15 protein-coding genes are annotated in these 23,401 nt (G+C 64.1%); 3 read left to right on the top strand and 12 right to left on the bottom strand.

From position 1 onward, the window contains the following. Positions 1-82: 82 nt before the first annotated feature. Positions 83-247: a DUF3309 family protein gene (locus tag FXB40_RS14315; RefSeq protein ID WP_092021464.1), complete on the bottom strand. Its 165-nt coding sequence runs from the start codon at positions 245-247 to the stop codon at positions 83-85. A 182-nt stretch (positions 248-429) separates the two neighbouring features. Here FXB40_RS14315 and FXB40_RS14310 point away from each other — a divergent pair, with 182 nt between their 5' ends. Further along, on the top strand, positions 430-747 hold the full coding sequence (locus FXB40_RS14310; protein WP_148772830.1) for a polyhydroxyalkanoic acid system family protein: 318 nt from the start codon (positions 430-432) through the stop codon (positions 745-747). 3 nt (positions 748-750) lie between these two features. On the opposite strand, the gene treY is transcribed toward FXB40_RS14310, so the two are convergent. From treY to FXB40_RS14280, 6 genes are read right to left on the bottom strand one after another with little or no spacing between them, the layout of a single operon-like run. Then, positions 751-3,537 carry a malto-oligosyltrehalose synthase gene (treY, locus tag FXB40_RS14305; RefSeq protein ID WP_148772829.1) on the bottom strand — a complete coding sequence of 929 codons (2,787 nt, stop codon included), beginning with the start codon at positions 3,535-3,537 and terminating at the stop codon, positions 751-753. 1 nt (position 3,538) lies between these two features. After that, the gene (treZ, locus tag FXB40_RS14300) at positions 3,539-5,293 is read right to left on the bottom strand and encodes a malto-oligosyltrehalose trehalohydrolase (RefSeq protein ID WP_148772828.1); all 1,755 of its coding nucleotides are present in this window, start codon (positions 5,291-5,293) and stop codon (positions 3,539-3,541) included. Further along, positions 5,290-7,368 (bottom strand): glycogen debranching protein GlgX, encoded by a 2,079-nt coding sequence (glgX, locus tag FXB40_RS14295; RefSeq protein WP_148772827.1) that lies wholly within the window; start codon positions 7,366-7,368, stop codon positions 5,290-5,292. The genes treZ and glgX overlap by 4 nt, the downstream gene beginning before the upstream one ends. Positions 7,369-7,371: 3 nt before the next feature. Next, positions 7,372-9,519 carry a 1,4-alpha-glucan branching protein GlgB gene (gene glgB, locus FXB40_RS14290; protein WP_187436874.1) on the bottom strand — a complete coding sequence of 716 codons (2,148 nt, stop codon included), beginning with the start codon at positions 9,517-9,519 and terminating at the stop codon, positions 7,372-7,374. Continuing rightward, complete coding sequence (treS, locus tag FXB40_RS14285) at positions 9,512-12,805, bottom strand: maltose alpha-D-glucosyltransferase (protein ID WP_148772825.1); 3,294 nt, start codon at positions 12,803-12,805, stop codon at positions 9,512-9,514. Before treS ends, glgB begins: the two co-directional genes overlap by 8 nt. Before the next feature lie 10 nt (positions 12,806-12,815). After that, the gene (locus FXB40_RS14280; protein ID WP_148772824.1) at positions 12,816-14,762 is read right to left on the bottom strand and encodes a maltotransferase domain-containing protein; all 1,947 of its coding nucleotides are present in this window, start codon (positions 14,760-14,762) and stop codon (positions 12,816-12,818) included. Positions 14,763-14,966: 204 nt separating this feature from the next. Here FXB40_RS14280 and malQ point away from each other — a divergent pair, with 204 nt between their 5' ends. Together malQ and FXB40_RS14270 are read left to right on the top strand one after the other, a co-directional pair. Beyond that, positions 14,967-16,928: a 4-alpha-glucanotransferase gene (gene malQ / locus FXB40_RS14275; RefSeq protein WP_148772823.1), complete on the top strand. Its 1,962-nt coding sequence runs from the start codon at positions 14,967-14,969 to the stop codon at positions 16,926-16,928. A gap of 32 nt (positions 16,929-16,960) precedes the next feature. Then, the gene (locus FXB40_RS14270) at positions 16,961-18,766 is read left to right on the top strand and encodes a glycoside hydrolase family 15 protein (protein WP_148772822.1); all 1,806 of its coding nucleotides are present in this window, start codon (positions 16,961-16,963) and stop codon (positions 18,764-18,766) included. A gap of 1 nt (position 18,767) precedes the next feature. Here FXB40_RS14270 and FXB40_RS14265 read toward each other — a convergent pair whose 3' ends face one another. The 5 genes from FXB40_RS14265 to gnd are packed head-to-tail and all read right to left on the bottom strand — an operon-like array spanning position 18,768 to position 23,394. Beyond that, the gene (locus FXB40_RS14265) at positions 18,768-19,580 is read right to left on the bottom strand and encodes an HAD family hydrolase (RefSeq protein ID WP_148772821.1); all 813 of its coding nucleotides are present in this window, start codon (positions 19,578-19,580) and stop codon (positions 18,768-18,770) included. Next, complete coding sequence (locus FXB40_RS14260) at positions 19,577-20,119, bottom strand: gluconokinase (RefSeq protein WP_148772820.1); 543 nt, start codon at positions 20,117-20,119, stop codon at positions 19,577-19,579. Before FXB40_RS14260 ends, FXB40_RS14265 begins: the two co-directional genes overlap by 4 nt. Further along, complete coding sequence (gene pgl / locus FXB40_RS14255; RefSeq protein WP_187436873.1) at positions 20,106-20,855, bottom strand: 6-phosphogluconolactonase; 750 nt, start codon at positions 20,853-20,855, stop codon at positions 20,106-20,108. The genes FXB40_RS14260 and pgl overlap by 14 nt, the downstream gene beginning before the upstream one ends. After that, positions 20,855-22,366 carry a glucose-6-phosphate dehydrogenase gene (zwf, locus tag FXB40_RS14250; RefSeq protein ID WP_148772818.1) on the bottom strand — a complete coding sequence of 504 codons (1,512 nt, stop codon included), beginning with the start codon at positions 22,364-22,366 and terminating at the stop codon, positions 20,855-20,857. Before zwf ends, pgl begins: the two co-directional genes overlap by 1 nt. Before the next feature lie 29 nt (positions 22,367-22,395). Next, complete coding sequence (gene gnd / locus FXB40_RS14245) at positions 22,396-23,394, bottom strand: phosphogluconate dehydrogenase (NAD(+)-dependent, decarboxylating) (protein ID WP_148772817.1); 999 nt, start codon at positions 23,392-23,394, stop codon at positions 22,396-22,398. Positions 23,395-23,401: the final 7 nt, after the last annotated feature.

The raw sequence follows: 23,401 nt of genomic DNA, 5'->3' as shown, positions 1-23,401 counted from the left end.
GTAACCCACCTCTTCTGTTGACGCGGAAAGAAAGGAGGTGGGTTAACGCCTTGCGGCTAACCCACCCTACGAGATCTCGTGGCTAGATTCGTCCCAGCAACAGCAATATCAGCAGGATGACGATGACGAGCCCGAGGCCGCCGCCGCCGTAATAGCCGGTGCCGTAAAACGGACCGCCGCCGACGCCGCTGAAGCCGCCGAGCAAGGCGATGACCAAGATGATCAGAATGATCGTACCGATAGACATGCTAGTCTCCTCCAGCCCTTTGTTGAAAGGGTCGTTTGCACCTGTCCCGTTGTGCGGAGGCAACTTGCCGCAGGTTTTAAAGTTCCGGATTTGAAACGGGTCGACAGGTCCCAACTTGCATGGAACCTTTGCCGCTCCCGCCGGCATGACTATGTGAGGATCAGTCAGCACAGGGCAGGGCCATGTCAGCACCGCTTGTCGTTTCCATTCCGCATCGTCTCGGCCGCGAGGAAGCCGTGCGCCGGCTCAAGACCGGGCTGGGCCGCGCCGCGACGAGCATTGCCGTGATGCAGGTCGAGGAGGAGCGCTGGAGCGGCGACACCATGGCCTTTCGCATCCGCGCGCTCGGGCAGGTCGCGACCGGGCAGGTCGACGTCGCCGACGACCACGTCAAGGTTCAGGTGGTACTGCCGTGGTTATTGCAGCGCTTTGCCGAGATGGCGCAGGCGACCATCCGCAAGCGCGGACAATTGCTGCTGACCAAGGACGAGGGAAAATAGGGGTCAGGCGCGCGCGGGTTTCCGCGCATGTCTGATGGCGCTTGCTGCGCGGGCCTCGATGACGGCCGCAGGAAAATCACGGAAAGCTTGCGCGAGCGGCAATTCGTTGCCTGCAAGACCCGGCGCGGTGTAGCCGCTGATGTCGACGGTTGCGTCAAGGCCTTCGAGCGTGGGCCATTCCCGCCCCGCTTGCGTGAATGGCGCGAACTGGCGTCCGACCACGACGATCGCGGTTGCACGCCCATGCCGGCGCGAAAAGGCGATGACATGGTCCGCGTGTACGCCACGGACGTCGAGCGGCTGATAATCTCCCTGCGCGAAGACGTCGGCGAGTTCGTTGCGCAGCCTCAGGAGATGTCGCGTCCAGGCCAGCTTGAGCTGGCCGTCCGGCCAGCTCTTGGTCAGTCCACTCCAGTCCGGCGCTTCCAGCGAACCGAGCGCCGCCTGCCGGGCGGCAAAATCCACCGGACGGCGGTTGTCGGGATCGACCAGTGACAGATCCCAGTGTTCGGTGCCCTGGTAGAAGTCGGGAACGCCCGGCAGCGTCGCCTTGAGCGTGAGCTGGCTCAGGGAGTTCAGCGCGCCGAGCAGCGCGACGCGGCGGGCGAGGGTTTGCAGCGCCTGCAGGAATTCGCCTGACAGCGCACGATCCAGGATCTTCTCGATGAAGCTCTTTACGCCGTTCTCGTACGCCTCGTGCGGATTGAGCCAGCTCGTCTCTTCCTTGCCCTCGCGCGCAGCCTTGAGCGCATAGGCCTGGATGCGCTCGACGAAGCCGGCATCGGCCGCCTCCTGAAGCGGCCAGGCGCCGAGCAGGGTCTGGTAGAGCATGTATTCGAACGTCGCCGATGGCGCGCGCAGATTGCCGTGGAGCGCGAGGTGCGGCGCGTTCAGAACCTTCCAGCGCGAAACCGCGCTGGTCCATTCGCCGGGAATTTCGCTGAGCGCCGCGATCCGCGCCCGCGCATCCTCGCCGCGCTTGGTGTCGTGGGTGGCGGTCGCCGTCATCCCCTGCGGCCATTCCCTGGCGCGAGCCCGCATCGCCTCGTGGAAGGCGGCAATGGTGAGGCCTTTGCTCGCGGGATCGCCGCCGACCTCGTTGAGCGCGAGCAGCCGGTGAAATTGGTAGAACGCCGTGTCCTCCAGCGACTTCGCCATCATCGGCCCGGTGAATTGCTGCACTTTCAGCGCAAAACGGCGCACGCGCGGGGCGCTGTGCGGCGGGCGGCCGGGCTTGAGCAGGTCCATGGTCAGCGCATCGCGCAGGAAGTCGAAAATGCCTTCGTCGGCAGCGAACCATTCGGCGCGGGCCCGCGCGATGGTGTCGTCGATCAGTTTTCGGTCGAGCGCGGTCGGGCCGCTATGCGTCAAATAGGTGCGATAGACCGGGAAATGCAGCACGTACAATTCCAGCGCCTGCCGCAGGCTGTCGGCGGAGAAATCGCGGGTCGAGTAATGCCCGTTGGCGATACGCGCGAGCAGGCGCGTCAGCACGGTGAATTCGCTGGTCAGCAGCGTCTCCAGCACGCGCCGCTTGGCGTCCTTGACGTAAGGGGCGAGCCGCGGCGGCCGGTTGCTGATCTGCCGCCAGGTCTCGTCCAGCGCCTCCAGCCCCTTGGCGTCGACCAGGACCTGGGTGATGACGTTCATCCACTCGTAACCGGTGGTGCCCCGGACGCCGGCGAAATGCGGCAGTTTCTCGTGCTCGCACAGGATCTTTTCGATCACCGTGTAGAACGGTTTTGTGTTGCCTTGCGCGTCGCGCACAAGGCGGCGCAGCCGCTGGCAATATTGCGCGGGATCGCGCAGGCCGTCGATATGGTCGAGGCGGATGCCCTGCAGCCTGCCGTCTGCGACGAGCTGCTTCACCAGCCGGTGCGTGGCGGCAAATGTGCTCGCGTCCTCGACGCGCAGGCCGGCGAGCCCGTTGACGTCGAAGAAGCGGCGATAGTTGATGTCGCTGGAGGCAAGTCGCCAGTGGCCGAGCTTGTAGTTCTGCCGCTCCAGCAGATGATGCAGCGCCAGCGTCTGCGCCGGGCGATCTTTTCCCGAGCGATAGGCATCAAGGCCGCGCGCGATGATATCTGCGCTGCCTGCGATCTCTTTGAGCTCGGCCTTGAAGCCGGGCGCTTCCTTGCGGTTAGGACGCCGCAATCCCGTGTAGCGCGCGGCGAGCGAGAGCAGGCGTTTGCCGGCCTCCGTCTCGGCAGCGTCCGCTTCCTTCACGCTCATTCGCAGCAGCTCGCCATAGCGCTCCGGCGCGATCGGCAGGCGATGCTCGAAATACCAGGCGGAAAAGCTGCCCTCGTCGGGATCATAGCGCAGCCCGATCTCGCCGCGCTCCAGCGCCTCGCCATAGGATGAGCCGAGAATCGGCAGCAGCACGCCGCCGCGGGCGCGGTGGGGCAGCAAATCCCAGTCGATATCGAAGGCGACCGCGTGCGGTGAGGTCTGGCCCCATTCCAGCACGTCCAGCCACCAGGGATTGTCGGCAAAATGCACGCCGACATGGTTCGGCACGAAGTCGATGATAAGGCCGAGATCGTTCTGCCTAAGCGCGTCGCTCAGCCGCGCAAAGCCGGCCTCGCCGCCGAGCTCGGGATTGAACTGGCTGTGATCGACGGTATCGTAGCCGTGGGTCGAGCCCTTGCGCGCCTTCATCACGGGCGAGGCGTAGAGATGCGTGATCCCGAGCGCCTTGAGATAAGGCACCACTGCGGCTGCCTTGTCGAAGTCGAAATCCGCAGTGAGCTGAAGCCGGTAAGTCGCGAGCGGAATCGCGGAAGGCATATCAACCTCCGAGATGCCAGACCACCGACCAGGGCGTGAGCCGATTGCCACTTGTGGTGCCCCAGAGCAGCGCGCCCGTATTTTCGCTGGAATACGTGATGTCCTTGTCCGACAGATTGGCAGTCAGGCGCAGCGTCGCGCCGTCACCCATGCGCCAATGCGCGGTGAGCAGGCCGCTGTCGGCCGCCTCGGCATCGCCGAAGCTCGCGCCTTTCAGGCGTGGCATGATCTCCTTGCCCCGAAGCGTGAGCAGCTCGCGCACCAGCGCGAGCCGCGCATCCTGCTCCGGCGCGCGGTCGGTCCAGTCGAGCAAGGCCGATTGTGGCGTGGCCGGATCGAGTGGGTCCGGTACATCATCGCCATACTTCTCGTAGGCCCAGGCATATTCCTGCCTGCGCCCCTTGCGCACGGCATCGGCAAGTCCGCCCTGGAAATCGCAGAAGAACGGGAAGGGGATTTTTGAGCCCCATTCCTCACCCTGAAACAGCATCGGCACCATCGGCGCGAGCAGCGTCACCGCAAGTGCAGCCTCGATCTGTTGCGGCGGTGCCAGGCTCTCGAGCCGGTCGCCGAGCGGACGGTTGCCGATCTGATCGTGGTTTTGCAGGAAGTTGACGAAGGTGGCCGGCGGCAACTCGCCGCTCGCCTCGCCGCGCGGCTGCTTGCCCCAGAATTCCGAGATCTCGCCCTGGTAGACGAAGCCTGATGCAAGTGCGCGCGCCAGGTCCATGCGTGGCGTCTGATAGTCCGCGTAATAGCCGGCGAGCTCGCCGGTCAGCATCACGTGCCAGGCGTGGTGATAGTCATCGTTCCACTGCGCGCGATATTTGCCGTTTGGCGGCTCCTGGGCGGCGTCGAGCAGGCTGGCGCGGTTGTCGCCGTTCTCCAGCACGAGATGGATGTGCCGGCCGGTGGCCTTGGCGAGCTCACCAGTGGCGGCACTGAGATCTTGCAGCATCGACTGCTCGCCGGGAATTGCCATGATGTGGTTGGCGGCATCGAGCCGCAAGCCGTCGAAGCGATAGTCGGTGAGCCAGGACAACGCATTCTCGACCGCGAACGCCCGCACCTGCGGCACGCGATAGTCGATCGCGCTGCCCCAGGGGGTGTGCGCATCGGTGAAGAAGGTCGGCGCGTAGCGGCCGAGATAGTTTCCTTCAGGCCCGAAGTGATTGTAGACGACGTCCAAAAACACCATCAGCCCGCGGAGATGGGCCTCGTCGATCAGCGTCTTCAACTCTTCCGGGCGGCCATAGGCGCTGTCCGGCGCATACCAGAGCACGCCGTCATAGCCCCAGCCGCGGCGCCCGGCAAAATCGGCCAGTGGCATCAGCTCCAGCGCGGTGATGCCGGTCGCGACGAGATGATCGAGCTTGTCGATCATGGCGCGGTAGGTGCCATCGCGCGTGAAGGTGCCGACATGGGTCTCGATCAGCACCGTCTCTTCCCAGCGGCGGCCGCGCCATTGCTTCGCGCGCCATGCGAAGGAATCGTGGTCGATCACCTCGCTCGGGCCGAACACGTCCTCGGGCTGAAACGCCGACGCGGGATCAGGCACGTCGATCTCATCGTCGATCCGAAACTTGTAGGTGCTGCCAACGGGCAGGCCGGCGATCTCGGCGACATACCAGCCATCCTGTCGGCGCTGCATCGCGTGTCGCCGGTCGAGCAGGAGATCGACGCGACGCGCACCGGGCGCCCACAAACGGAACGAGACGCCGTCCTTGACCGGCTTCGCCCCGAACGATGGCCTCATAGCGCCCCCGCGAAGGCGAGCACGGAACGCGGCGGCGCCTTGCTGTCGCTTCCGGGCAGGAAATCAACGCTGTTCAGCTTGGCATCCGTCGTGTTCAGGATCTGCTGCCAGCTCTTGTATTCGGGCATTTTTGGCAATTTGAATGCGATCTCTTCGGGGGCGGCGTTCAATACGATAAAGATTGCGGCGCTGCCCGGTTCCATCGGACCCATCACATAAGAGAGGAACCGCCCATCGGGAAATGTCCAGTCGCTCTCCGTCATCTCGTCGCCCGCGGGGGTCAGCCACAGCGCGCCGTAGGAGATGCCGTCCTTCGGCCGGCCGTCGAGCCAACGATGGCTGCGAAGCTGCGAGAAGCGGCGGCGGATATCGGCGAGACCTGAGACGAAATCGACCATGTCGTCGCCGTCCTTGCCGAGATTGTCCCAGCCGACCCAGCCCACCTCGTTGTCCTGGCAATAGGCGTTGTTGTTGCCGGATTGCGTATTGCCGACCTCATCGCCGGCGAGGATCAGCGGAATGCCCTGTGCCAGCATCAGGCAGGCCAGCACGTTCTTGCGAAGCTGCCGGCGCAGCGCGAGGATATTGGGATCGTCGGTCGGGCCTTCGACACCGCAATTGTTGCTGTGGTTGTCGCTGGAGCCGTCGCGATTGTCCTCACCATTGGCCTCGTTGTGCTTCTCGTTGTAGCTGAAGAGATCGGCCAGCGTAAAACCGTCATGCACCGTGATGTGGTTGATGCTCGCGCGCGGCCGCCGTCCGTCATGGTTGAACAGATCGGAGGACGCCGTCATGCGGCTGGAGATGTCGCCGATCAGGCTGCCTTCGCCGCTCCAGTAGCGGCGCATGGCGCTGCGATAGCGGTCGTTCCACTCCGACCATTGCGAGGGGAATGCGCCGACCTGATAGCCGCCGAGGCCGAGGTCCCACGGCTCGGCGACGAGCTTGACGGTCGCGAGCACCGGGTCCTGCCGGATCGCCGTGAGAAACGAGATGCCGCGGTCATAGCCGTTGGGTCCGCGTGCGAGCGTGGTGGCGAGATCGAAGCGGAAGCCGTCGACATGGCAAACCTCGACCCAGTAGCGCAGTGAATCCATCACCATCTGCAGCACGCGGGGATGGGTGAGGTTCACCGACGAGCCGCAGCCGGTGAAGTCGTCGTAGTAGCGCGGGTTCTCGCGGTTGAGCCAATAGTAGGAGGCGTTGTCGATGCCGCGATAGCACAGCGTCGGTCCGAGATGGTTGCCCTCGGCAGTATGGTTGTAGACGACGTCGAGCATCACCTCGATGCCGGCATCGTGCAGGCGTGCCACCGCGGTGCGAAAAGAGTCGAGGGCGTTGTCCTGGGCGTAGCGCTGCTCCGGCGCGAAGAAGGACAGCGTGTTGTAGCCCCAGTAATTGGCGAGCTTCTTCTCCACCAGCATGCGGTCGTCGACGAAGCTGTGGACCGGCAACAGCTCGACCGTGGTGACGCCGAGCTTCTTCAAATGCTCGATCATCGCCGGCGACGATAGCCCGCCATAGGTGCCGCGCAAATTCGGCGGCACGTCATCGCGCTTCTGCGTCAGGCCCTTGACGTGGGCCTCGTAGATGATGGTGTCTTCCCAGGGGATGTTGGGGCGGATCTCGCGGCGGCCCCAATTAAAAGTCTCGTCGACGACGACGCCCTTGGGCATGCCGCGGGCGTTGTCGCGGCGATCAAAGGACAGATCCTCGCGCGCGCTGCCGGTGCGATAGGCGAAATGTGCATCGCTCCAGACCAGCCGCCCCGAGAGCCGCTTGGCGTAGGGGTCGAGCAGCAGCTTGTTGGCGTTGAAGCGATGGCCGTGCTCCGGCTCATAGGGGCCGTGCACGCGGTAGCCGTAGAGCTGGCCCGGCGAGACGTCGTTGAGATAGCCGTGCCAGACGTCCTCGGTGCGCTCCGGTAATTCGATGCGCTCCAGCTCGCGGCGGCCCTGGGGGTCGAACAGGCAGAGCTCGACCTTCTGCGCGTTGGCGGAGAACAGCGCGAAATTGGTGCCGCGTCCGTCCCAGCTTGCGCCGAGGCGTGCGTGCGATCCAGCAGTCAGGCGCATCGGTCAGCTTTCCGGAACGAGGAAGATCGCGGCGAGCGGCGGGATGGTGAGGCGAAGCTCCGGCGCCTTGCCGTCAACGGTCTGAACCTCGCCGATGTTCCCGACATTGGTGCCGCCATAATGGGCGGAGTCCGAATTGAACACCTCTTTCCACTTGCCGGCAAAGGGCACGGGGACGCGATAGTTGCGATAGACGTTGGGTGAGAAGTTCACGATCACCAGGCATCGCGCGTGCTCGTCAAAACCCTTGCGTAGCCAGGCGAACACGTTGCGGTTGGCATCATTGGTGATCAGCCATTCGAAGCCGGCCTGGTCGCAATCCATCTGGTGCAGCGCCGGCACTGCGCGATAGAGTCGGTTGAGATCGCGGATCAGCGCCTGGATGCCTGAATGATATTTGTACTCGAGCAGGTGCCAGTCGAGCGACTGATCGTGATTCCATTCGCGGCTCTGCGCGATCTCCGCGCCCATGAACAACAGCTTCTTGCCGGGATGACCGAACATGAAGCTGTAATAGGCGCGCAAATTGGCAAAGCGCTGCCACTCGTCGCCGGGCATGCGGCCGAGCAGCGAGCGCTTTCCGTGCACCACTTCGTCATGCGACAGCGGCAGGATGAAGTTTTCAGAGAACGCGTAGTGCAGGCCGAACAGGATGTCGCCGTGATGATGCTTGCGGTGGATCGGATCCTTGCTGATGTAATTCAGCGTGTCGTGCATCCAGCCCATATTCCACTTGTAGCCGAAGCCGAGCCCGCCGAACTCGACCGGGCGCGAGACCTGCGGCCAGGCGGTGGATTCTTCCGCCGCCGTGGTCGCCTGCGGGAAGCGCGCGAACAATTCGGTGTTGAAGCGACGCAGGAAGGCGATGGCCTCGATGTTCTCGCGGCCGCCATACTGGTTCGGAATCCAGGCGCCGGGCGGGCGGCTGTAGTCGAGATAGAGCATGGACGCCACCGCATCGACGCGCAGGCCGTCGATCGCATAGCGCTCGAGCCAGAACAGCGCGTTCGACACCAGGAAGTTCGTCACTTCGGTGCGGCCGTAATTGTAGATCAGCGTGCCCCAGTCGAGATGGCGGCCCTGCAGCGGATTGGCGTGCTCGTAGAACGAGGTGCCGTCAAAACTGCCGAGCCCGTGCGGGTCGTCCGGGAAGTGACCGGGCACCCAGTCGAGCAGCACGCCGACGCCTTCGCGATGGCAGGCATCGACCAGCGCCGCAAAATCTTCCGGCGTGCCGAAGCGGCTGGTCGGCGCATAGAGGCCGGTCGGCTGATAGCCCCAGGAGCCGTCGAACGGATGCTCGCTCACGGGCAGGAATTCGAGATGGGTAAAACCCATGTCGCGGGCATAGGCCGGCAATTGCTCGGCGAGCTCACGATAGGTCAACCATTCGTCGCCGTTCTTGCGCCGCCACGAGCCGAGATGGACCTCGTAGATCGACATTGGCGCCGACAGCGCGTTGATGCCGTCGGGCGCGGGGCGCGGCCGCGGCAGATGAGCTTCATCGAACACGATGGAGGCCGTCTTCGGCCGCACCTCGCTGGCAAACGCCATGGGATCGGATTTCAGCGGCAGCAGATGGCCGTGTGGCCCGATGATCTCGAATTTGTAATGGTCGCCAGCCTTGGCGTTCGGGATGAACAATTCCCAATAGCCGGCGCCGCGCACCCGCATCGGGTGACGCCGACCATCCCAGAAATTGAAATCGCCGACCACGGACACACGTCGCGCATTCGGTGCGAGCACGACGAAGCCGATGCCGTCGATGCCTTCGAGCCGCATCGGATGCGCGCCGAGCTTGTCGTAGATGCGCTGATGGGTACCTTCACCGAGCAGATAGAGGTCGAAATCGCTCAGGATCGGCGGGAAGCGGTAGGCATCCTCGAACTCGACGACGTGGTCGCCAAATTTGGCGCGGAGCTGGTAGTGCTTGGAGCCGTTGGGCAGGGCGCCGATGAACAGGCCTGAATCGTGGACGCGATCGAGTTTTGCCACCTCGCCATGCTCGCCGACGGCCTCGACATTGGAGGCCTCGGGCAGGAAGGCGCGCACCACGCTCTTGTCCCCCTCGGGGTGCAGCCCGAGATAGTGGAAGGGGTCGGAGTGGCGGCCCTCGATGATTGCGTAGGCTTCAGCTGGCAGTTTAGGCATGGGCTTCGCTCTCGGCACTGGACAGAATGCGAAGCAGGCCGGTCAGCGGCGCATTGAGCCCCTCCGGCCGGTGGGACAGCTCGTACTCTACCTCGTCGAACGCTTGATCAAGCAGGAAAAATCTTAACATGCCTTCCGCGGAATGGTTCTCTTGCGGCCAAAGCCGGCGATCGGTCATGGCCTCGCGATAGGCGGAAAGGAAGGTCGCGGTGGCGTGTTCGCGCCATTCGCCGAGTGCGGCCGTGAGTCGGCCCTGCTCGTCGCTGCCCCCGGAGAACGCCCGGTTAAGTGCGGCGTTAACCGAAAGATCAATCGAGCGGACCAGGCCCGCAACGTCGCGTGCGGCAGGCAGCTTGCGCCGTTTGTCGGCCAGCGGCAGGCGGGGATCGCCGTCGAAATCGATGATGAAGATGTCGTCCTTCACGATCAGAGTTTGCCCCAGGCGGAAGTCGCCATGATGACGGATGTTCAACCCGCCGATGTCGGATGGCAAGAGCGCATTGAGGTGGTCGGGCAGGGTCGCACGCACCGCAGCTAGTTGGTCGATCAGCGGACGGTCGCCCTCGCGCAGGACATCGCGGCTGTCAGCCAGCCGTTCGAAAACGCGCTCCGCGCGCGCCTTGAGGTCCGAGGTCCAGCGCTTGATGTGCGCAGGATTGATCGGCTCCGGCGCGAGAGCGGTGGGCTTTGCAGCGGCCAGAGCCACGTGCAGCTCGGCGAGCCGCCGGCCGGTCTGCGCCATGAAGTGCAGATAGGGCGCCTGCTCCTGGGTGACCCGGGGCATCTCGTCCACCGGCCCCAATCGCTGCTCATCGATGTAGCGGTCGAGATAGCCCGTGGTCACGGCCCAGCCGTCGCCCTGGTTTTCGACATAGGCGTGCAAAACGCCGACCGCGCTGCGACTATTGCCCTCGATCAGCTCGACGCTGCCAAGCAGCGCCGGCGCATTGGCAAAGCGGGCGACCTCGGTCAGGTAACAGCCGATCTCGATCTCGGGATTGATGCCGCTTTCGAGCTGGCGATGGATCTTGGCGACATATTGGTTGTCGACCAGCGCCGTGCTGTTCGATTGCTCGACGGCGCGGATGCGCTGCGGCTCCTTGATGGTGTAATCGGCGAACCGGCTGGTCGCCTTGAACTCCAGCCGAAGATTGTTCTCGTCCACCACCAGGTTCTGCGACAAGCCCCGCAGGAAAAGCCCGATGAAGATCTGGTCGGTCGCGACGTCGAGCAGCGTGCCCTCACGCGCACCCTGGCGCACGGCGGCGAGCGCCTTCGGGTTGAAGCGCTCGCGGTCGAAGCGCACCCACTCGATCTGCATCGGCAGCACGTAGCGTGTCGTGACGTCGTCCTGTGACGTTTCGAAGAACGCGATCCAGGGCCGGTTGTCGCCGATGTCGCTGAACGGCACGGCCGAGGTCAGCGTGGCATGGATGTGCTTGGGATTGTGCTCGGGATACCAGCGTGTCCGCGACAGGAAACCCGGCAGCACGTCGCGCTCGAACACGCCGCGCTCGCGCGCCAGCGACACCCAATTCGAATTGACCGGCACCACCAGCGTCTCGAATTCCGGCACGGCGCTCGGCGTCACCGGCTCGGACTTGTCGCGCTCGTTGAGCTGGAACCAGTAGAAGCCGTAAGGCCCCAGCGTGATCATGTAGGGCAGCTCGCTGACCGGTGGGAAGCGCGTGCGGCCGAGCATCTCCTGCGGGATGCGGTCTTTCCACGGCGACAGATCCAGCTCGGTCGCCTGTGCGGCGCGCGACAGATTGGCGACGCAGAGGATGACCTCGTCGCGATATTGCCGCACATAGGCGAGCACGGCGCGGTTGGTCGGGCGGATGAAGGTCATGGTGCCGCGGCCGAAGGCCAGCGTCGACTTGCGCACCGAGATCAGCCGCTTGGTTGCGTTGAGCTGCGAGGACAGGCTGCGCGACTGCGCCTCGACGTTGACCGAATCGTAGCCGTAAACGGGGTCCATGATCGGCGGGGCGTAGAGGCGGGCGGGATCGGCGCGAGAGAAGCCGCCGTTGCGGTCCGGGCTCCACTGCATCGGCGTGCGCACGCCGTTGCGGTCGCCGAGATAGATGTTGTCGCCCATCCCGATCTCGTCGCCGTAATAGATGATCGGCGTGCCGGGGAAGGACAGCAGCAGCGAGTTCATCAGCTCGATCTTGCGCCGGTCATTGTCCATCAGCGGCGCGAGACGCCTGCGGATGCCGACATTGATGCGGGCGCGGGGATCGTTGGCGTAGGTGGTCCAGAGATAGTCGCGCTCGACGTCGGTAACCATCTCCAGCGTCAGCTCGTCATGGTTGCGCAGGAACAGCGCCCATTGACAGCTCGCGGGAATGTCCGGCGTCTGCCGCAGAATGTCGGTGATCGGGAAGCGGTCCTCCTGCGCGATCGCCATGTAGATGCGCGGCATCAGCGGGAAGTGGTAGGCCATCTGGCACTCGTCGCCGCGGCCGAAATATTCCTGTACGTCCTCCGGCCATTGATTGGCCTCGGCCAGCAGCAGCTTGCCCTTGGAGTAGGAATCCAGCTCCTGGCGCAGGCGCTTGATGATCGCATGCGTTTCGGGGAGGTTCTCGTTCGAGGTGCCCTCGCGCTCACAGAGATAGGGAATGGCGTCCAGCCGGAAGCCGTCGACGCCGGCGTCGAGCCAGCGCTTCATCACCTGGATGATGGCGCTGACGACGCGGGGATTGTCGAAATTGAGGTCGGGCTGGTGCGAGAAGAAACGATGCCAGTAGAACGCGCCGGCCTCGGGATCCCAGGTCCAGTTGGATTTCTCGGTATCCGTGAAGATGATTCGCGTGCCCTGGTATTTCTGGTCGGTGTCGCTCCAGACATACCAGTCGCGCGCGCTCGAACCGGCAGGGCTGCGGCGCGCGCGCTTGAACCAATTGTGCTGGTCCGAGGTGTGGTTGACCACTAGCTCGGTGATGACGCGCAGGCCGCGCTTCTGCGCTTCCTGGATGAAGCGCTTGAAGTCCTTCATCGTCCCGAAATCGGGATTGATCGAACCGTAGTCGCCGATGTCGTAGCCGTCGTCGCGACCGGGCGAGGGGTAAAACGGCAGCAGCCACAGCGCGGTGACGCCGAGATCCTGCAGATAGGACAGTTTCTCGGTCAGGCCCGCGAAATCGCCGATGCCGTCATTGTTGCTGTCGGCAAACGCCTTGACGTGGAGCTGGTAGATGATGGCGTCCTTGTACCACAGGTCATCCACGGTCTCGGCAGCCTCGGCCTTCTGGGTGTCTACGGAAGACAATACATTCATGGCGTGATCCTTACGCCAGGCAGCGGAACATGAGTGCCGGATCGCGGTCGGGATCGATACGCAACCTGATCCCGCCCCATTCGATGCGGGACTGCTCGCCTGTCATGAGATTTTCGATTGTCGTGACGTGGCGGCGTTCGCCGCCGACGTCGATGGCGAGGTCGCCGAGCGGCAACCAGAATTCGCGCGCATGGCGCGAGAGGGCGATGGCCGCGACGACAGTGTTGGCCGGATCGGCCGCCTCTTTCACAAAGGCGATGGTCTCGCCGTCCTCGATGCCGAGGAAGCGCAGATGTGTCGTCTGCTGAAGCGCCGCGTTGTCGTTGCGGATTCGATTGAGTTCAGTGATGTAGGGCTTGATGTTGCCGGCCTTGTCCCAGTCGCGCTGTCTGATCTGATACTTCTCGGAATCCTGATATTCTTCATGGCCGGGGACGGCTTCGTGCTCGAGCAGCTCGAACCCGCTATAGAGGCCGTAATTGCCCGACAGCGTTGCCGCCAGTGCCGCGCGCGACTTGAACATCCAGGCCTCGCCGCTCTGGAGATGATAGGGCAGCAGGTCCGGCGTGTTGACGAACAGATTTGGGCGATAGAAGTCGCGCTCGGGATATCGCGTCAGTTCGCCGAGATATTGCTCCAGTTCTCCCTTCGCCGTGCGCCAGGGGAAATAGCTGAAGGACTGCGCGAAGCCGAGCTTGGCGAGACCCTTCATCAGCTTTGGTCGCGCAAACGTCTTGGAGAACAGGATCACCTCGGGATGCCGCAGGCGAATGTCGCGGATCAGCCACTCCCAGAACGGAAGCGGCGCGGTGTCGTGATTGTCGATGGCGAAGATCGTCACGCCATGGTCGATCCAGAATAGCATGGCATCGCGGAATGCGTTCCACAGTCCGATCCGGTCGACGGAGGCGAAGTCGGGGATGACGATATCCGAATAGGGGCCGTCCGCCGTGCGCACCGAACGGTCCGGCCGCCATTTGAACCATTCCGGGTGTTGCGTCAGCCAGGGATGATCCGGCGAGCATTGCACGGCGAAATCGAGCGCGAGCTCGAGGCCGTATTCGAGGCAGGTCGCGACCAGCGCGCGAAAGTCCTCGATGGTGCCTAGCTCCGGATGCAGCGCGTCGTGCCCGCCCTCGGTCGTGCCGATCGCATACGGTGAGCCGGGCTCGGCCTCGGTTGCCACGGCAGCATTGTTGCGGCCCTTGCGGCGGGTGTGGCCGATCGGGTGGATCGGCGTGAAATACAGCACGTCAAAGCCCATGGCGGCGATATCGGGCACGCGCGCGATGCAGTCGCGGAGTGTGCCGTGATGGCCGGAGACCTGGCTCTGGCTGCGCGGCATCATCTGATACCAGGCGCCAAAGCGCGCCCTGTCGCGGTCGATGATCAGCGGGAAGTTCGGCGAGCGGGTCAGGTCGGGGCGCGCCTGGCTCTCGGCCATGGCCTCGCCCAATTCGGTCGCAAGCAGCGGTGCGACATCGCCGCTGCCGAGATAGTTTTCGCATTGCCTGACGATCACGGCCGCGGCGTCCTGTCGCGCGCCATGAGCCTTGGTCAGCAGGCCAGCACCCTCTATCGCATCGAGCGTGACGTCGCCGCCGGACAGCTGCTTGCGCTCGAGCCCATGGCGCCAGGTGGCGAATTCGTCGGTCCAGGCTTCGATGGCATAGGCATATTGGCCGGGCTCGGTCGGCACGAAGGCGCCGGACCAGCGGTCATCGCCGTGATGGATCATGATTTCGCGCCGCCATTCACGCTCCTGCTCGCCGCGCCAGATCAGCGCGGCGCTGATTGTGGCGTCGCCGTCGCGGTAGATGTCGGCCCACACCTCGACCCGATCGCCCGCGATCCGCTTCACGGCGAAGCGGCCGCCATCGATCAACGGATAGATATCCTCGATGAGGAAAGCGCTGCCCGAAGCGGCACTCTCGACAGTTTGAATTGTCTTGTTCACGGTGATGCCATTGACAAGAGTGCAGGGGCCCGTTTCCCTTGTCGGGAACCTACGCTTGGTACCTATATAGAAAGCCGCTTGTGTGTCATTGGTTCCCCTGGGAACGGGAGGCGCGGTTTGTGAGTTAAGTCCGACTAACCTCTTCCGCGATCACGTTAAAATCGTTTCCCCCGGCCAGTTGATGGCTTGCAAGCTGCGTGCCGAATGGACCTTTTAGCTCAAGCCCGGATCAAGGGCGTTCAATCCGAATTCGTCGATGCCCTCGGAAAGCTGCGGACCACCGCGCCCGAGGCGCTCAAATCCATCCTGGATGCCCTGCCGGAGAAACGGGTCTATCGCTTCGTCAGCGGACCGGTCGTGGTTCGCGCGCTGGGTCATCCGCGCACTGAGCTTACGGCCATCGGCGCACCGCCGCTGCAATGGAAAGTCACCGGCAACGGCAATGTGATCGCGCAAGGCGAGACGCGCGAGCCGGTGATCGCCTGGCCCGACGGCCTGCCGCTTGGCTATCACCGGCTGACGCTGACCGATGTCAAAGGTGTGACGGAAGAGGTGCCGATGATCGTGGCGCCCGAGCGCGCCTTCGGCGGTGATTTCGACCGCGGCTGGCTGCTCGCCGTGCAGCTTTACAGCGTCCGCTCTGACCGCAATTGGGGGATCGGCGATTTCACCGATCTCGCGGGCCTGGTCAGGCTCGCCAAGCAATTGGGCGCCGACGGCGTCGGGCTCAATCCGCTGCATGTTCTGTTTGATAATCATCCGGCCGATTGCAGCCCCTATTCGCCGAACAGCCGGCTGTTTCTCAATCCGCTTTACATCGACGTCGAGGCCATCCCGGAATTTTCCGCAGACCTGATCCCGGACGCGACCGCAACCGCTGCGCGGCTGCGCGAAGGTGATCGTGTGCCCTATGCCGATATGGCGGCGCTGAAATGGCTGGGCCTGCGCGCCGCCTTTGACAGTTTCGTGAAAACCGCGAGCGGTGTCCGCCGCAATCAGTTCGATGCCTTCCGCGCCGACCGGGGGCCGCTGCTGTCGCGTTTTGCCTGCTTCGAGGTGCTGCGGCATCGTTTCACGACGCCGTGGTGGGAATGGCCGGTGGAATGGCAGCAACCGGACGATGCCAAATGCGCCAAGCTTCGCAAGGGTCCGGACAAGCATGAGGTCGAGTTCGTCGAATTCGTGCAATGGACCGCTGACGCACAACTGCGTGCCGCCAAGGAGCTGTCGGCCGATCTCGGCATGCGCGTCGGGCTCTATCTCGACGTCGCCGTCGGCGTACAGTCCAACGGCTTCGATGCCTGGAACGAGCAGACGGCGATTTCCCGCCACCTTGCGGTCGGCGCGCCGCCGGACGTGCTCAACACCGTCGGGCAGGATTGGGGGCTGGCCGGCTTCAACGCGGGCGGCCTCGAGGCGCAATCGTTCGTGCCGTTCGCCAACATGGTGGCCGCCTCGATGCGGCATGCCGGCGCGATCCGGCTCGATCACGTGCTCGGACTGAAGCGGCTCTATCTGGTGCCGCGCGGCTTCAAGCCCGACAACGGCGCCTATGTGCAGATGCCGCTCGAGGCGCTGCTGGCCGCGGTCGTGCGCGAGAGCGTCACCCATAAATGCATCGTGATCGGCGAAGACCTCGGCACCGTGCCGGAGGGTTTTCGCGAGACCATGCAGGATTTCGGCATCTGGTCCTATCTCGTCATGATGTTCGAGCGCGACGATGCCGGCCAGTTCCGCAACATCGACCACTACCGGCCGAACGCGCTGGTCACGCTGAACACGCATGATCTGTGCACCTACGCGGGCTGGCGCTCCTTCAGCGATCTCAGGATGAAGCGCTCGCTCGGGCTCGATCCCGGCGAGGACGACCAGGCGCGCTGGAATGCGCTCGGCGGGCTCGACCAGATCCTGCGCCAGAACGGCATCGCCGCCAACGATCTCTATTCGGTGCTCAATTTCCTGTCGCGCACGCCGTCGCGGCTGCTCGCGGTGTCGATGGAGGACCTGCTCGGCGTGATCGACCAGCCCAATATTCCCGGCACGATCGACGAGCATCCAAACTGGCGCCAGCGCCTGCCGGTTACGCTCGACAAGATCGCCTCGAGGGTCGATCTCGCGGCTTTGAAGGCCGCGACGCGGGAACGTTCGCTGCCCGGCGGGAGTTGAACAGCCGAGGTTTTTCCAAGGCTCGCAAAACATTGTCAGAGAAGATCGAGGACTATGCGTTGATCGGCGACTGCGAAACCGCAGCGCTGGTCGGACGCAACGGCTCGATCGACTGGCTGTGCTGGCCGGCCTTCGATTCCGACGCCTGCTTTACCGCGATCCTTGGCACGCACAAGAATGGCCGCTGGCTGGTCGCGCCGAGCGACGAGGCGACCGCGATTTCGCGCCGCTATCTCGGCGATACCCTCATCCTCGAAACGCGCTTCGAGACCAAGAGCGGCACCGTCGCGCTGATCGATTTCATGCCGCCGCGCGGCAAGGCCTCCGACATCGTGCGGCTGGTGCGCGGCCTCACGGGCACCGTGAAGATGCGGATGGAGCTCGTGATCCGCTTCGGCTTCGGCGTCGACATTCCCTGGGTGCGCCGGATCGACCATTCGCTGCTGGCGGTTGCCGGCCAGGACATGACGGTGCTGCGTACGCCGGTCGAAACACGCGGTGAGGATCTAACCACCGTTTCGGATTTCGAGGTCAAGGCCGGCGAGACCGTGCCGTTCGTGCTGACCTACGGTCCCTCGCATCTTGATCCGCCGGAGCCGATCGATCCGGAGATCGCGCTGCAGGAGACCGAGAAATTCTGGCAGGAGTGGTCCAGCCGCTCCACGCATGACGGCGAGTATCGTGACCTCATCATGCGCTCGCTGATCACGCTGAAGGCGCTGACGTTCGGCCCCACCGGCGGCATCGTCGCGGCGCCGACCACGTCGCTGCCGGAAAAGCTCGGCGGCGCCAGAAACTGGGACTACCGCTTTTGCTGGCTACGCGATGCCACCTTTACGCTGCTGGCCCTGATGAACTCGGGCTATACCGAGGAAGCCTCGGCCTGGCACAATTGGCTGCTGCGCGCCGCCGCCGGCTCGCCGGCAAATATGCAGATCATGTACGGCATCTGGGGCCAGCGCCGGCTGCTGGAATGGGAAGCGGGCTGGCTCGACGGCTATGAGGGTGCGCAGCCCGTGCGCGTCGGCAATGCCGCGCATGCCCAGCTCCAGCTCGACGTCTACGGCGAGCTGATCGACGCCTTCCACCAGTCGCGCATGGCCAAGCTCAAGCTCGACGATGAAGCGACCTGGGCACTCGAACGCGCCGTGCTCCAGCATCTCGCCGAGGTCTGGGACCAGCCCGACCACGGCATCTGGGAGCGCCGCGGCGAGCCCCGGCACTACGTTTTCTCCAAGGTCATGACCTGGGTCGCCTTCGACCGCGGCATCAAGAGCGCCGAGACCTTTGGCTTCAAGGCGCCGCTGCTGCACTGGCGCGCCCTGCGCGAGGCCATTCACCGCGATGTCTGCCACAGCGGTTTTGACGCCGAGGAGAACGCCTTCGTCGAATCCTATGGCTCAAAACTGCTCGATGCCAGCGTGCTGCTGCTGCCGGCGGTCGGCTTCCTGCCGGCGGACGACCCGCGCATCGGTGGCACCATCGCCGCGGTCGAAAGGCACATGATGCGCGACGGCTTTGTGCTCCGACACGATCCGCGCGAGATCTCCGAGGAGATCCAGCCGATCGAGGGCGCGTTCCTGGCCTGCAGCCTGTGGCTGGCCGACGCTCATGTGCTCGCGGGCGATCTCGACAAGGCGCAAAAGCTGTTCGACCGCGTCGCGGGACTTGCGAACGATGTCGGGCTACTGGCCGAAGAGTATGATTCCGTCGCGCGCCGCCAAACCGGAAACTTCCCGCAGGCGCTGACCCACATCGCGCTGATCAACACCGCGCATAATCTCTCGGCGGCGAGGCACTCGAGCGAGAAGCCGGCGATGCAGCGGTCGAAGCAGTGAGCTAACCAGCCCCGTTCCGCGTCAAGATCATCTCCATCGCTTCCGCAAAACCATCCTGCTCGTTGGTCGCGGTGACGTTGGTCGCCTGCTCCTTGACGCTGTCGGTGGCGTTGCCCATGGCGATCGAGGTGCCGCTGACGCGGAACATCGCGAGATCGTTCTGCATGTCGCCGATGGTGGCGACCGCGTCGGTGGAGATTCCCAGCCGCTTGGCTATGGCCTGCACGAAGGTGCCCTTGTCGAAGCCGGGCGGGGTGATGTCGAGATAATAGGTCTGCGAGCGGACGGCAGTGGCCTCGCTGCCGAGCGCCTGCTGCATCGCCTTCTCGCAAGCCTCGAGCCCTGCCGCATCGGCGCTGGCGCCGACGATCTTGCAGGCGCTGGCGAGGTAGGGCGAAAAATCCGTCACGATGGTCGGCTCGGAGCGGATCGTGTGCTGCTCATGCGCGACATATTTGCCGGCCGGGTTGTCGATCAGCCATTTGTCGTAGGTGAACAGCCAGATGTCGGCGCCGAACTCGCGGAGGATTTGCAAGCTGCGCTCGGCCGCGCTTTTCGGGATCAAATGCTGCTCGACCGGATTCATCTCAGGGTCGACGATCGAGGAGCCGTTGAACGGGCCGACCGGCAGCCATAGCGCCAGCGGTTCGATCAGAAAGCGCATGCCGATCGCGGGGCGGCTGGAGGTGATGGTGAAGCCGATGCCGGCCTGGTGCAGCCGCTGCACCGCGGACCGTGCGCGGTCCGTCAGCGTCTTGTCCTTGGTCAGCAGCGTGCCGTCGACGTCGGAAACCACGAGTGAGATTTTGGTCATGGCTGAGCCCTGCTTTTTCCGCCGTCGATTTTCAATTGCCGCACGATGCCGTCCACAATCGCCTCGACCGATTCGTCGATCGACGCCGTGATGACATGTTCGCTCGCCACGGGCGGCTCCAGCGTGTTGAACTGGCTGGTGAGGAGCCCGGGCGGCATGAAATGGCCCTTGCGGTGCGCGAGCCGGTCGGCGATCAGCTCCTGCGTGCCCTTCAGGAACACGAAGCGCACGTCGTCGCGTCCGCGCAGCAGCACGTCGCGGTAGGTGTGCTTGAGCGCCGAGCAGGCGATGATGACGTGCTCGCCCTTGTTGCAGACCCGCGCGATCTCGTCGGCGATGGCGCTGAGCCATGGCCAGCGGTCCTCGTCGGTGAGGGGATGGCCGGCCCGCATCTTCGCGACATTGCTCGCGGGGTGAAAGCTGTCGCCATCCTCGAATCGCCAGCCGAGCCGCTTGCCGAGCAATTCCGCCACCGTGCTCTTGCCCGAACCCGACACGCCCATCACGATCAACGCACAAGGTGCTTTAGCGCCCGCCACGAATTCCCTCCGGAAGCGCGGCCTGGTCGACCATCCAGACGGTCTCACCATTCGAGCGCGCGCGTACAGCCGGCAGAGTCTCGCCATTGAGGAGGCGCGTCAAGATCGGCTGCTTGTCATGCCCGGCAATCTCGAACAGCATCTCGCGGCATGAGGCCAGCGCAGGCAGCGTCAGCGAGACCCGCGGCACGAAGGGCGCGACGTTGGCTTTTGGCACGCCGACAACCCAGCGCGCGGTCTCCTCGACGGCGGGATAGCCGGGAAACAGCGATGCAGTGTGGCCATCAGGGCCGGCGCCCATCAGCACCAGATCGAACAGCGGCCGCGCCGGATCGAGCTGGTCTGAGCCGTAGAAGGCTTTTAGCTTGCGCGCATAGGCCTCGGCGCTCTCGTCCGGGTTTTCGGCCGTGGTCGGGATCGGATGGATGTGTCCGGCCGGCGCATTGCGGTCGAGAAAGGTCGCGCGCGCGACCGCCATGTTGTTCAGGGGATCGCTCTCCGAGACAAAACGCTCGTCGCCGATGAACCAGTGCACACGATCCCAGGGGATTTTGCCGCGCCAGGCGTCGCTGCCGAGCAGCTGATAGAGCTTCTTCGGGCTCGAGCCGCCGGTGAGGCAGATTGCGATACGGCCGGGATTGGCCGAAATCAGAGCCATCACCCGCTCGGCCGCGGCCTGCGCCAGGGCCTCAGGATCGGCGACGACGATCAGCTTCGGCTCTCCGGCCGCTGCCATCACGAAAATTTCCGCCAGCTTCGGCCGTCGCGCCGCAGCAGCTCGTCGGCGCAGGCGGGGCCATCGCTGCCGGCCTCATAGGTTTCGATGCCGTTGGTGCCTGCGCTCTTCCAGGCATCGAGGAACGGCTGTACCGCTTCCCATCCGGCTTCGACGCCGTCGGCGCGCTGAAACAGGATGTTGTCGCCGATCATGCAGTCGTAGATCAGCGTCTCGTAGCCGGTCGAAGGATCGGCACGGAAATAGTCGCCGTACTTGAACTTCATCTCGACGCCGTCGATGGTGATGCTCGGCCCAGGAATCTTGGCGTTGAACTGAAGCTCGATGGTCTCGGTTGGCGCGATGCCGATGGTGAGAAAGTTCTGCGAGAGACGGTCGACCGTGGTCCCGTTGAACATCGACAGTGGCGCCTGCTTGAACTTGATCGCCACTTCCGTCCGCTTGTGACCGAGCGCCTTGCCGGTCCGCAGATAGAACGGCACGCCGGCCCAACGCCAATTGTCGATCAGAAGTTTCAGCGCGACATAGGTCTCGGTGGTGCTGCCGGGCTTGACCTCCTCGGTCTTGCGATAGTCGATGATATCGTCGTCGCCGATCCGACCGGCGAGATACTGCCCGCGAACCGAGCGCCTCAGTGCTTCTTCTTCCGTGGGCTGTTGAATTGCGGAAAGCACCTCGGCCTTCTCGGAGCGCACGGAATGTGCGTCGAAGCGCGCCGGAGGCTCCATCGCGACCAGCGACATCAGCTGGAACAGATGGTTCGGCACCATGTCGCGCAGCGCGCCGGTAGCGTCGTAGAAGCCGCCGCGATGGCCGACGCCGAGCTTTTCCTCCACCGTGATCTGGATGTGGTCGATGTGGTTGCGATTCCAGATCGGCTCGAACATGCCGTTGGCGAAGCGCAGCACCAGGATGTTCTGCACCGTCTCCTTGCCGAGATAGTGATCGATCCGGTAGATCTGGTGCTCTTCCATGATCTTCAGCAGCTCGGCATTCAGCGCCTTGGCCGATGCGAGGTCGGTACCGAACGGTTTTTCGATCACCAGTCGCCGCCAGGCGCCGTTCTCCTTCATCATACCGGTGCGGCCGAGCTCGCGCGCGGTCGGCGCGAAAGCGGCGGGCGGGGTCGCCAGGTAGAACAGGCGATTGCCGCCGGTGTCCTGCGCGCATTCCAGCGAATCCAGATGTTCGCGCAGGCGGTCGAACGACGGCGGGTCCTTCGCATCGGCTTCGACGAAGGTCACGCATTCCAGCAGCTTCCGGGCAATGTCGTCGTCCACGGGCCGCGTCGCGAATTGCTTCAGGCCCTTCAGCAGGCTGTCGCGCAGCTCGTCATCGGACTGGCCGTTGCGGGCCACGCCGACGACGCAGAACTTTTCCGGCAGCATGTGCTCGGCTGCGAGATTGTAGAGCGAGGGCATCACCAGGCGATGGGTGAGGTCGCCGGTGACGCCAAAGATGATGAAGGCGCAATTTTCCGGCTTGCGCTTTGCTTGCGGGTCTTTTGTCACGAACGATTGGCCTTCGCTTTGTGGAGTTTTTATTTGGGTTTCGAAGCGTCCGGCTGCTTTGGCTCCTTGTGGCCGCCGAAGCCCGCGCGCATCGCAGAGAGAATTTTTTCGGCGAAGGTGTGTTCCTTGCGGGAACGGAAACGTGCATACAGAGCCGCGGTCAGGACTTCGGCCGGCACGGCCTCGTCGATTGCCGCATTCACGGTCCAGCGACCTTCGCCGGAATCTTCCACGAACCCGGAATATTCCGACAGCGTCGGGTTATCGGCGAGCGCGGTTGAGGTGAGGTCGAGCAGCCAGGAGGGGATCACCGAACCGCGGCGCCAAACCTCGGCGATATCGGGGAGATTGAAATCGAAGCGATGGTCCACGGGCAGCGCATCGATATTGGCGTTCTTGAGAATATCAAAACCCTCGGCATAGGCCTGCATCAGGCCGTATTCGATGCCGTTGTGGATCATCTTGACGAAATGGCCGGCGCCGACCGGACCTGCATGGATGTAGCCCTGCTCGATGCGGGGATCGCGGCCGTCACGTCCTTCGGTGCGCGGAATGTCGCCGGCGCCGGGCGCGAGTGCCGCAAAGATCGGATCGAGCCGGTCGACCACCGGCTTCTCGCCGCCGATCATCATGCAATAGCCGCGGTCGAGGCCCCAGACGCCGCCGGAGGTGCCGACGTCGACATAGTGGATGCCGCGCGCGATCAGCGCCTTGCCGCGGCGAACGTCGTCCTGCCAGAAGGTGTTGCCGCCATCGATGATGACGTCGCCTTCCTGCATCGCGCCCGCGATCGTGTCGATGGTTTGCTCGGTGATGCGGCCCGCAGGCAGCATCACCCAGGCCGTGCGCGGCCGCTCCAGTTTCGAGATGAACTCTTCCAGCGTCGCCGAGCCGACTGCGCCATCCGCGGCCAGGCCGGCGACGGCCTTGGCGTCCTTGTCATAGACCACGGTCGAATGGCCGTGGCGCATCAGCCGGCGAACGATGTTGCCGCCCATCCGGCCGAGGCCGATCATGCCGAGTTGCATGTGAGAG

The sequence above is a fragment of the Bradyrhizobium rifense genome (assembly GCF_008123425.1).
GTDB lineage: Bacteria > Pseudomonadota > Alphaproteobacteria > Rhizobiales > Xanthobacteraceae > Bradyrhizobium > Bradyrhizobium rifense.
The sequence above is the reverse complement of the archived record's forward strand: the minus strand, read 5'-3'. Positions and strand labels throughout refer to the sequence as shown.